General features: G+C 66.1%; 6 protein-coding genes. All 6 read left to right on the top strand.

From position 1 onward, the window contains the following. Positions 1–192: 192 nt before the first annotated feature. The 6 genes from ACE3UY_RS14665 to lysA all read left to right on the top strand — a co-directional run bounded on the left by ACE3UY_RS14665 (position 193) and on the right by lysA (position 11,258). Positions 193–2,145, top strand: a complete 1,953-nt coding sequence (locus tag ACE3UY_RS14665) for a DUF4332 domain-containing protein (protein WP_374688249.1) — start codon at positions 193–195, stop codon at positions 2,143–2,145. Between the two features lie 208 nt (positions 2,146–2,353). Then, positions 2,354–4,570, top strand: coding sequence for a PKD domain-containing protein (locus ACE3UY_RS14660; protein ID WP_374688248.1), 2,217 nt, complete (start codon positions 2,354–2,356; stop codon positions 4,568–4,570). 143 nt (positions 4,571–4,713) lie between these two features. Further along, entirely contained in the window at positions 4,714–5,865 is a 1,152-nt protein-coding gene (locus tag ACE3UY_RS14655) for a protein kinase (protein ID WP_374688247.1), read from the top strand. Between the two features lie 54 nt (positions 5,866–5,919). Beyond that, the gene (gene ftsH / locus ACE3UY_RS14650) at positions 5,920–7,869 is read left to right on the top strand and encodes an ATP-dependent zinc metalloprotease FtsH (RefSeq protein ID WP_374688246.1); all 1,950 of its coding nucleotides are present in this window, start codon (positions 5,920–5,922) and stop codon (positions 7,867–7,869) included. A gap of 88 nt (positions 7,870–7,957) precedes the next feature. Next, positions 7,958–10,003, top strand: coding sequence for a hypothetical protein (locus ACE3UY_RS14645; RefSeq protein WP_374688245.1), 2,046 nt, complete (start codon positions 7,958–7,960; stop codon positions 10,001–10,003). Beyond that, positions 9,933–11,258, top strand: coding sequence for a diaminopimelate decarboxylase (lysA, locus tag ACE3UY_RS14640; protein WP_374688244.1), 1,326 nt, complete (start codon positions 9,933–9,935; stop codon positions 11,256–11,258). The genes ACE3UY_RS14645 and lysA overlap by 71 nt, the downstream gene beginning before the upstream one ends. Positions 11,259–11,443: the final 185 nt, after the last annotated feature.

Here is an 11,443-nt window from a genome sequence, read left to right as displayed (position 1 = left end):
CCCTGTCGCCCTCGACCTGACAGGTGGGCGGCCACTCGTGCAACCCACTTTTCGAAGTAGGTCGCACCTTAGGTCTGAGCGCTCTGTTGTCTTTACTTCTTGTCATAAAGCATATATTGTTTTATAGTGTGCAGAGACGGTGAAGGATCCGTGAATTCTGCGACCACATCTTCATAGCGAGGAGGAAGCGTCATGAAATGGCTTATTGTTCTTCTCACGGCGGCAACCGGGTTGCTGCATATCCTGATCGGTTTCAACTGGTGGGGTGGGCAGCCCGACGCGGGCACAAATTGGCTGCTCGTGCTGAATGGCGTCGGCTACCTGGTGCTGCTTTTCCTTTACTGGACTTCGTCCGGCGGGCGGCGCGGCACGATCCGGTGGCTCTTACTGGCCTATACCTTGATCACCCTGATTGGGTATTTCGTGATCAATGGCATGGGTGGATTCCAGTACACGCCCGGTTTGATCACCAAGGCCATTGAACTGCTGTTGGTTATCCTGCTCTTCCTGGATCGGGGTAGCGACAGGGTTGCTGTCCCGGCCACGACCACAACGACCACAGCGACGCGCACCGGGGGAACCTACAGCGCGCCCTCCGGCAGCGCCTACAGCGCGCCTTCGACCACGACCGGCCCCAGCGCCCGCGCTATGACCGACGTGGATGCAACCGCCGCCGCGGCGGCCAGCGCCGCCGCGGCCGGCATGGGCACGGCGGCTGCCGGAATGAGCGCGGCTCCCCTGGCGATGAGCACGGCTGCGCTCGGCGCGGCCGCCGCGACCGGCGACACGGTCGAAGAGACGGCTGCTGAGACCGCTGAAGCGGCTGATGATTGGTCAGATCGGGTCGATTACGCCGCTGATACGTCGGTCGCTGCCGCCTACGACACGACGGGGAGCGCCGGCGACGTGGTGGTCGGCACGGCTGCGTGGGCCGGCGACACCGTTGACACGACCGCCGATGAGGTTGGCGACGCCGCCGCCTGGACCGGCGACAAGGCTGGCGACGCCGTGGAAGCGACCGGCGACGCTATCTCCAGCGCGGGCGCAGCCGTCATGGGCGCCGCCGCCGCGGCCGGGGACTGGGTTGCTGACAAGGCGGACGACGCCGGCGACGCCATGGCCGACGCGGGCGCGGCGGTGGTGGATGCCGGCAGCGACACGGCTGACTGGGTTGGCGACAAGGTCGATGACGCGGGCGGCGCGACGGCCGGCGTGGCCGATTGGGTCGGAGAACCAGTAGATACCACCGACGTCTTTGAAGCCGCCGACGACCGGGCCGGCGCGGCAGCCGACTGGGTGGGCGACGCCTATGACGCCGCCGGCGCGACGGCCGGCGATGCGGCCGTTGCCGGTGAGTCGGTTGGCGCCGATTGGGTCGGCGATGCCTACGACGCAGCTGGCGCGACGGCCGGCGATATGGCTGTCACTGCCACTGAGCCGGCTCGCGCTGACTGGGTTGGCGACGCCTATGACACATCCGGCGCGACGGCCGGCGAGATGGTTGAGGCCGCCGCCGACACGATGGGCGACGCGGTTGATGCGACCGGCGCGGCCCTGGCCGGCGCGGGCGCGGCTGTGGTTGGCGCGGTCGAGGATACCGGCGACGCGATGGCCGGGCGACTGGACACCACCGATGCCGCGGCGCTTGACGCCGAACAACTGGCCGCCGAGCCCTCCCCCGAGCAGCTGCGCAGCGAACTGGAAGAGTATCTGCGCTCGTTCAGCTCGACCTCTGAGTTCCGCAAGGGGGTAGAGTATATAGAGGGCGTCGGCCCGGCGATGGCCGAAAAGCTGCAGGCAGCCGGCGTCATCACCGTGCTCGACTTGATGGTCAACGGCGCGACCCGCCGCGGCCGCAAGCAGCTTTCCGACCGCTCCGGCATCGCCCAGAGCAACATCTTGACCTGGGTCAACCACATTGACCTTTTCCGAATCAAGGGCGTGGCCGAAGAGTACGCCGACCTGCTGGAGCAGTCGGGCGTGGACACGGTCGTCGAACTGGCGCAGCGCAACCCGAACAACCTCTTCAAGAAGATGAACGACATCAACCAGCAGAGGGAACTCGTTCGCCGGATGCCGCGCCAGGCCGACGTGCAGGACTGGGTGGCCCAGGCGAAGGCGCTGAAGCGGCTCGTCCACTATTAGGCAATTAGGAATTACGCGTTAGGAATTAGGAATGACGAATTGCGAGTGTGGCAGCCCTATCCCCATTCGCAATTCTTAATTCCTAATTCCTGATTCCTGATTTCTTTTCACGCTTCCTGCACTTGTGTGATCCCCCGCTCTCTGTTACACTGCGCCCACCATGCATTCCAGGGGGCGATTGCTGCCGGTTACGATCCTGGCTGTTCTTTTGGGTGCCGCGCTCTTGGCGTGGCGGCCCAGTTCTTCGGCTGTCCTCTACACCGGCTATGCCCGCGCTGATAGCGGGCCGCTATCTCTGGAACTCACCGTCAATCCTCCCGTCGGCATGCCCGGCGATACGCTGCAAATGAACGTGCGCGTCGCCAACCGGGCCGCGTCGGCGTTATCTCCCTCCGTTGTCCTGCAACTGCCGCGCGGCACGACGGCCGACGCCTACGCGCTGCCTGCCGGGGCCACCTTCAACCTGCAAGAGAACCGCATCGACTGGCTGCCGGTTGTGCCCGCCGGGGCGACGCTCGATTTCACGCTCGACGTAACCGTCCAGGCCGCCGACGTGCTGGTTCCGGAGCAAAGCATCAGCGCCCTCCTGCGCTATCAGGGGGCCGAGCACGCGGCCAACGCCCCCCTGTGGCTCGGCATTGCCCCGCTCATCGGGGAGATGCTGCCGCAGAACCAGGTGGCTGTCGGCCAGCCCATCACCCTACGGGCCGCCGTCTCCGGCCCCGATCCCGTTAAGGTCACCTGGGACCTGGGCGACGGCCGCCGTCTGGACGTGGCCGAACCGCAGGTCGTTTTCCCCGCGCCGGGGCAGTACGAGATCACGGTCGAAGCGGAGAACCCCGGCGGTCGAACGAGCCGGCGGGCGGCGCTGACCGTGCTGCCCAACCCCGTCGCCAGCTTCCGGCCGGATGACGACGCGCCGACCCTCGATCAGCCGGTCACTTTCATCAACGAGAGCGGCGGCCAGCCGCCGTTGAAGGTCTTCTGGGACTTTGGCGACGGCACCACGCTGGTGGGCGAGCAGCAACCCAGTCACGCCTATCGCCAGGGCGGCGTCTATCGCGTCCGGCTGACCATCGAGAACGACCACGGCCGCTCCGAGGCCGTCTGGGACGTTACCGTGGGCGCGCCGCCCGTGGCCGACCTGGTGATTCCCGACCGGACGGCTGTTGGCCAGCCGCTCGTGGGTCAAGCGTTTGGCGACGCCGGTGTCCGCCGCTTCCTGTGGGATATGGGCGACGGCCGCCAGCACGAAGGCGCCACGGTCAGCCACTCCTACCGCCTGCCCGGCGACTACTATGTCCTGCTGACCGCCGACAACGGTTACGGCCAGACACAGGCCGGGCGTTGGGTGCACGTCGATCCGGGTATCACGACACTCTACCTGCCGATGGCCGTTCACCAGGGCGGGCAAGCCTTCACCGCGCAGAGCGCCGACGCCCCCGCGCCGGCTCAACTGGACCCGGCCGTGCAGACGTTGAGCGAGCTATTCGTACTCGAAGCGATCCCGTTCACGGCCGGTGCGACGCCCGCCGAACAGCTCTACGTCTACATCAACGCCGCCCGGTCGGCCTTCTCCTTGCCGCCGCTCGACTACGGTTACGAGTTGAGCGCGGCGGCCCAACAGCACGCCCACGACAAAGCGCGTTTCCCCGATAATCCCCATGTCGGCTCCGACGGCGCGACGGCCGCCGAGCGCCTGTTGCGCGCCGGCTATCGCGGCGGCTACGCGGGCGAGGCGACCGCCTGGGGCTTCGCCGACCCGCGGCTGGCGGTCGAGTTCTGGATGAATAGCGACTCCCACCGGGCGCTGCTGCTGAACCGCGTGGCGACGGACGTGGGCGTCGGCTACGTCGAGGACGGCAGCACGAGCAACATCTGGCACTGGACAGCCGAGTTCGGTGTCAGCTATGGCGCGCCGGCGTCGGCGACGCTGCGGGCCGAATTGCCGCTGGCCGGCTATAGCGCCCTGGAGACCGAGGTGACCAACTTCGAGTGGTTCTGGCCGCTGCCGCTGGCGGCGGGCCAGCAGTTCACGGTCTACCTGGTGGATGGCAACCGGCTGGTGGCGTTGGGCAGCGTCGCGGAGCCGCTGTATGGCAGCCACTACGTCCTGTCCGGCGACGCGCTGAGCGCGCTGGGGCCGCTGCCGGTTGGGACGAGCGCGCCAACGGAGTATGCCTGGGTGGTGCGGCTGGAAGAAGGGGGCGCGGTGCTGGCCGAGACGGGGCCGCGGGCAATCGCCTTCAGCGCCGATCCCAGCTTGCCACAGCCGACGCCGACGGTGGTCATCGTCACCGCCACGCCCAACGCGCCCACGCCCACGGCGACACCCACGCCCTGGCCCACGACCACGCCGCCGCCGTTCGAGCCGCCGCCGGTCATCGTCACCGCCACGCCCAACGCGCCGACGCCTACGCCTTAATGAACTCGCCACGGATTCCCGCGGATTGAATATGAACGCTATCCGTGTCCATCCGTAGAATCCGTGCGAATCCGTGGTTCCTTTATTTGACAACTCAATGAGCGTTCTTGCGGCGGAGCCGGCTCCGGCTTACAATCAGGACTATGGGAGATGAGCAGCTCGTCCTCAATGGCCGCTACCGCATCCTGGATCGCATCGGCAGTGGCGGCATGTCGGTGGTCTATCGAGCACAAGACCTGTCGCTCGGCCGGATTGTCGCGGTCAAGGTTCTCCACGAGAGCCTGACCGAGGACGAGGGCTTCCTGCGGCGCTTCCAGCGCGAGGCGCATTCTGCCGCCAACCTCTCCCACCCCAACATTGTAACGGTTCACGATATCGGCCAGGACGGCAACCGGCACTACATCGTCATGGAGTTCGTCGATGGCCGGACGATCAAGCAGCTGGTGCGCCTGCAAAACCAGCAAGGACAGCCGCTCAGCGTCGCCCGCGCCCTCGACCTGGCCATCCAGATTTGCGCGGGTATGGGCTATGCTCATCGCGCCAACCTGGTTCACTGTGACGTTAAGTCGCAGAACATGCTCGTCACGCGCGACGATCGGGTGAAGGTGGCCGACTTCGGCATCGCCCAGGCGTTGAGCGAGGCGACCCAGCACACGGCCGACAGTCAGATTTGGGGCACGCCCCACTATTTCTCCCCGGAGCAGGCCGCCGGGCAGCCGGCTACACCCGCTTCCGACGTGTATGCCATCGGCGTCGTCCTGTTTGAGCTGTTGACCGGCCGGCTGCCGTTCATTGCCGATACCCACACCGCGCTGGCGCTCAAGCACATGCACGAGCCGCCGCCGCGCGCGTCCGACATCAATCCGCACGTTCCGCAACAACTGGACCAGATTCTCCAGAAGGTCATGTCGAAAGAGCCGGCGGCTCGCTATCGCACTGCCGATCAGTTCGGCCGCATTCTGAGCGCCTACCGGGAGAGCGGCCTGCAAGCCACCGGGCCGGTGTCGATCTTCGACCTGGTCCCCGAAGCAGTCACCTATGAGCAGCCGACGGCGCTCTATCCGCGTCCGCCGGGCGGCAGCCCCGCGTACCCGCCGCAACCGGAGATCGTCATTCATCCCAACGAGACCTGGCCGGAGCCAGGCTCGATCACCAGCGCCCCGACCGCGCTCTACCCGCCCCGCGGGCAGGCCGCGCCGCGCGACTGGGTAGCTATCGTCCTGAGCATTCTCGCGATCGTGGCCATGCTGGGTCTGGTGCCGCTTTGGTATTTTGTCTACCAGGCCTATCGGTGAACTAGGTAGTCGGGCGATTGATCGCCGCGGGACTGCCGGAGGCACAGAAAACTAATGAACTCATCCCGTCTTACCAGGTGGCTCGTCTATCTCCTCATCGGCGCCGCCATCGTCGCCGTCATGTGGAGTTATAGCTCCACGCCTGCCACCCAAACCGATATCCCCATCAGCCAATTGGCGCGAGAGATAGAGGGCAACGAAGTGGCCGAGTTGCTGGTGGCCGGCAATGGTCTGGAAGTCACCATCGTCTATGCCGACAGCCAGCGCCCGCCGGCGCGAGCCAGTATTAGCGGCGTCAGTTCCATCGAGGAGTTGCTGGCGACCTATGGCGTCACCAACCAGAGTTACAACGATGGGCGGCCGGTCGTCACCTACGAGCGGCCCAGCCAGTGGACGGGCCTGCTCAATCTGGTGGGCATCTTCCTGCCGGCGCTGTTGATCATCGGCTTCTTCTACTTCATCTTTCGCCAGGCGCAGGGCACGAACAACCAGGCCATCTCCTTTGGCAAGAGCCGGGCGCGCATGTTCACCGGCGACCACCCGACCGTCGGTTTCGAGGATGTGGCCGGCTGTGACGAGGCCAAGGAAGAGTTGCAGGAGATCGTCGAGTTCCTGAAGGAGCCGGAGAAGTTCGTGACTTTTGGCGCGCGTATTCCCAAGGGCGTCCTGCTGGTCGGCAGCCCCGGCACGGGCAAGACGTTGCTGGCGAAGGCCGTCTCGGGCGAGGCGGGCGTGCCCTTCTTCTCCATCGCCGGCTCGGAGTTCGTGGAGATGTTCGTCGGCGTCGGCGCCAGCCGCGTGCGCGACCTCTTCGAGCAGGCCAAGCGCAACAGCCCGTGCATCATCTTCATCGACGAGATCGACGCCGTCGGTCGGCAGCGCGGTGCGGGGCTGGGCGGCTCCCACGACGAGCGAGAGCAAACGCTGAACCAGATCCTTGTCGAGATGGACGGATTTGACACCGACACCCACGTCATCATCCTGGCCGCCACCAACCGGCCGGACATCCTGGACCCGGCGCTCATGCGGCCCGGCCGCTTCGACCGGCGCGTCATCATTGATCGGCCCGACATGCGCGGCCGCGAGGCCATCTTCCGCGTCCATCTGCGCGGCAAGCCTATCGCCAACGCGGTCGATGTCACCGTTCTCGCCAAGGCCACGCCCGGCTTCGTCGGCGCGGACATCGAGAACACCGTCAACGAGGCGGCGTTGCTGGCGGCGCGGCGCAACAGGAAGAGCATCACCATGAACGAGTTCCAGGAGGCCATCGAGCGCGTCCAACTGGGACCCGAGCGCAAGAGCCGGATTATGTCGCCCGAAGAGAAGGAGTTGACCGCCTTCCACGAGGCCGGGCACGCCCTGGTCAGCCATTACCTGCCCCACGCCCAGGCGCTGCGCAAGGTCACCATCATTCCGCGTGGCATGGCCGGTGGCGTGACCTGGTACATGGACGAGGACACCAGCTTCCTGACGCGCTCCAAGTTCGAGGCGATGATCGCCACGGCGCTGGGCGGCCGGGTGGCTGAGGAGATCGTCTTCAGCGAGATCACCACCGGGGCCAGCAACGATTTGCAGCAAATCACCCGCATCGCTCGCGCGATGGTGACCCAATATGGCATGAGCCACGAACTCGGTTTGCGAGTCTATGGTGAAAAGCAGGAACTCGTCTTCCTGGGCCGCGAGATCAGCGAACAGCGCGACTATTCTGACGCCGTGGCCGAGCAGATCGACACTGAGGTGCGGCGCATCATCGACAGCGGCTATCGTCAGGCGTACGACATCCTGACCAGCCACCGCGACAAGCTTGATCTGGTCTCGCAGCGATTGCTGGAAGTGGAGACGCTGGAGGCGGCCGAGTTCGTCGCCCTGCTCGACGGCAAGGATGTGGCGACGCCGACGCCGCCCCCGCCCGGCAGCCCCAAAGTGAACCTGCCCCGGCCGGCCGAAGCCCCCGAGCGCCCGCGCCCTTCTCTCGATCTGCCGCCGTCACCCTCTCCCGCTTGATCAATTAGGAATTAGGAATTAAGAATTGGGAATGCAAATAGCGCTCAATTCTTGACGCCTAATTCCTAATTCTTAATTCCTAATTCCTATGGATGGTCTTGCGCAGACAGCCGGCTACGTCAATGACATCCTGCAATCCGTCATTGTCATCTTCGGCGCGGCGGTAGTGCTCTATAATGTGCCACGCCTGGCCCGCGGCGGCGTGCCGCGCGTGTTTTCCACGCTCATTGGCCTGGTCATCCTTGTCTACCTGACCGAGCTTCTGGTTAGTCGCGCCGTCATCGCCCCCATGGAGGGCGTCGAGCCGGCCGGAATCCTGCTGCGCGCCGGCTGGATCGGCGTGGCGCTCGTTCCGGCGGTGCAGTTCCACCTGTCCGATACGCTGCTAACGGCCACCGGCAAACGCTCCCGGCGGCGGCGGGTCGTCCGCATCCTGTGCTATCTGGGTGGCGTGGCGTTCGTTGCGCTGGGGTTATTGACCAACTGGGTCGTCGGCCCGCCCTCCTTCAGCGCCTCTACGCCGCGCCTGATGGCCGGGCCACTCTTCCTGGTGTTCACGGTCTACTTCTGGGTTGTGGCGCTGGGCAGCGTCTACAACGTGTGGCGCGCCCGCCAACGCTGCCTGACGACAACCACCCGCCGGCGCATGACGACGACGCTCGTCGCCATCCTGGCCGCTCCGTTGGGCGTGTTCCCCTACACCTTGCTGGCGGCCCACCCGGCAGCCGAACTGCCGCTGTGGTTGTGGCCGATCATCATCCTGGGCAACCTCGTCGTCAGCGTCCTCTTCGCCGTCCTCACGTCGCAACTGGTCTACATTGGCGCGGTCGCGCCCGACCGCGTGGTGCGCGTGCGCCTCTACAAGTACATGGCCCGCGTGCCGCTGGCCGCGTCTATCGTCCTACTGGTCTACGTGCTGGTCGGTCGCGCGCCGTCTATCTTTGGTCTGCCGCGCGATGCGGCCCAGGGCTTCGCCATCGTTTTCACGATCATGATCGTGGAGTGGATCATCCACCGCTACAAGGGCACCTTCGAGCGCGCCTTCCAGTTGAACGATGATCCGGACGTGCGCCGCATCCAGGCGCTCAGCGAACGGCTGCTGACCACCAGCGACCTGAAGCAATTCCTGGAGAGCGTGCTGGCGGCGACGTGCGAGGCGGTGCGTACGCCGACGGCCTTTGTCGCCGCGCTGACCCCGACCGGGCCGCGGTTGGAGGCGGTAGTCGGCCCGCCGGCGCCGCTGGAAGGATTGGCCGACGCGCCGGTTGCCCTTTCTCAGCGGCAGCGGGAGCTCGACGGTGACGGCACATCGCCTGAAGCCGCGCGGCCGGAGAGCAGCTTCTTCGTCTGGGGCGACTACTGGATTCAACCGCTCTACAACGAACGCAACGACTTGATGCTGGGCATCCTGGGCATGGGCGCGCGCGCCGCCGAACCCGACTTGACGCCCGTCGAGCTGGAATTGCTGGCGCGGCTGCGCGTCCAGGCGGCGGCGGCGCTGGAAGATCGCATCTTGCAACAGGAAGTGTTCGCGGCCGTCGAAGGCATCCTGCCGGAGATCACCGCCTTGCAGCGGCGGCGCAGCGCCGCGGCCTTTGGCGGGCTGCCTGTGCTGGCCGCCGAACCGGCCGAAACGCATGAGGAATTACTCCACGATCCCGAATTCGGCAACATGGTACGCGACGCGCTAACTCACTACTGGGGCGGGCCGAAGCTGACCGAAAGCCCATTGTTGCAACTGGAAGTCGTCCGCCGCGAACTGGAGGAGCACGACAACAATCCGGTCAGCGCCCTGCGCGCCATCCTGGACGTGGCTATCCAGCAGCAACGTCCCGACGGCCAGCGCAGTCTGACCACTACCGAGTGGATCCTCTACAACATCCTGGACCTGAAATTCGTTCAGGGTCGCCGGGTGCGCGACGTAGCGCGCCGGCTGGCCATGAGCGAGTCCGATCTCTATCGCAAGCAGCGCGTCGCCATCGAGAATGTCGCCCGGACGATCGCCAACATGGAGCGCGTCGCCCTGGAGCAGACCGTCGAGCACGACCGCCACGAGGAACCTCTTGAACCATCCCCAGCCGCCGGCTCCCGGCCCGTCGAACGACCTGTTGACCATAGCGTTGTTGTCCATTGACAGCCCCTTTTTCTACCGCGCTGGCGAACTAACCTGCGAGGACGTACCTCTGGCGATCATTGCCGCCGCCGTGGACACCCCCGTTTACGTCTACAGCCGGGCCGACCTGTTGCGGCGGGCGCGGGCCTTCCTGGAGACAGCCGGCGCGGCGACTGGCCCGGGGCGGGCGCTCGTCTGCTACGCCGTCAAGGCCAACGGCAACCCGGCCATTCTACGCTTGTTGGGCGAGGTGGGCCTGGGCGCGGACGTAACGAGCGGCGGCGAGCTATTCCTGGCCCGCCACGCCGGCATCGAGCCGGGCCGCATCATCTTCTCCGGCGTGGGTAAGCGCGCGGAGGAGATCGCCGAGGCGCTAACGGTGGGCATTCGGGCGCTACACGTCGAGTCCGAGATGGAGTTGGCCGCCGTGGCCGCGGTGGCCGAGCGGTTGGGGCGCGTCGCGCCGGTAGGCGTGCGCGTCAACCCCAACATCAGCGCCACAACGCACCCCTACATCAGCACCGGCCTGCACGGCCACAAGTTCGGTGTGCCCCGCGAGCGCGCCATCGCCATCCTGCGCGCCGCCGCCGCTCATCCGTGGCTGAGGCCGGTCGGGCTGGCGGCGCACATCGGCTCGCAGATCACCGACCTTGACCCGTTCGTCCAGGCGGTGCGCTTCCTGGTCGAACTGGCCGGCGAGATGGGTCGCGAGGGCATCCCCCTGGCGTACATCGACGCCGGCGGCGGATTGGGGATCGACTATCAGGGCGCGGCCCCCGGCGCGGCCGACTGGGTGCGCGCGGTGGGGGCGCTGGTCGGCGCGGCGGGGTACGAGCTAATCATCGAACCGGGACGGTCGATTGTCGGCCGCGCCGGGGCGTTGCTGACACGCGTCGTCTATACCAAGGAGCAGGGACAGAAGCGGTTCGTTATCGCCGACGCGGGCATGACCGATCTCATCCGGCCCACGCTTTATCAGGCTTACCACCCAATCTTGCCCGTCGTGGAGCCGCCGAAGGCCGCCGGGGACGACGAGCTGGTGGACATTGTTGGGCCGATCTGCGAGACGAGCGACTTTCTGGCGCGGGATCGGGCGCTGCCGTCCATCGCGCCGGGCGAGCTGCTGGCCGTGCTCCACGCCGGGGCCTATGGCTATGCCATGAGCTCCAACTACAACGGCCACCTGCGCCCGGCCGAGGTGCTGGTCGAGGGCGACACCTTCCGCGTCATTCGCCGCCGGCAGACTTACGACGCGCTTCTCTGGGGAACGGAATAAGAGCTCACGCAAAGAGCGCAAAGAAGCAAAGAACGCAAAGAAAGAGATTCTTTTTGCGTTCTTTGCTTCTTTGCGCTCTTTGCGTGAGCTCTTATTCCGTTCCCCAGAGAAGCGCGTCGTAAGTCTGCCGGCGGCGAATGACGCGGAAGGTGTCGCCCTCGACCAGCACCTCGGCCGGGCGCAGG

It is taken from the genome of Promineifilum sp. (SeqCode), from assembly GCF_041918635.1.
GTDB lineage: Bacteria > Chloroflexota > Anaerolineae > Promineifilales > Promineifilaceae > Promineifilum.
This window is presented reverse-complemented; position numbering and strand designations above follow the sequence as displayed.

Bases quoted from the DNA above. Each gene is read 5' to 3' on its own strand.
- ACE3UY_RS14655 (WP_374688247.1), top strand. From the start codon at position 4,714: ATGGGAGATGAGCAGCTCGTCCTCAATGGCCGCTACCGCATCCTGGAT.
- ACE3UY_RS14665 (WP_374688249.1), top strand. From the start codon at position 193: ATGAAATGGCTTATTGTTCTTCTCACGGCGGCAACCGGGTTGCTGCAT.
- ftsH (WP_374688246.1), top strand. From the start codon at position 5,920: ATGAACTCATCCCGTCTTACCAGGTGGCTCGTCTATCTCCTCATCGGC.
- ACE3UY_RS14645 (WP_374688245.1), top strand. From the start codon at position 7,958: ATGGATGGTCTTGCGCAGACAGCCGGCTACGTCAATGACATCCTGCAA.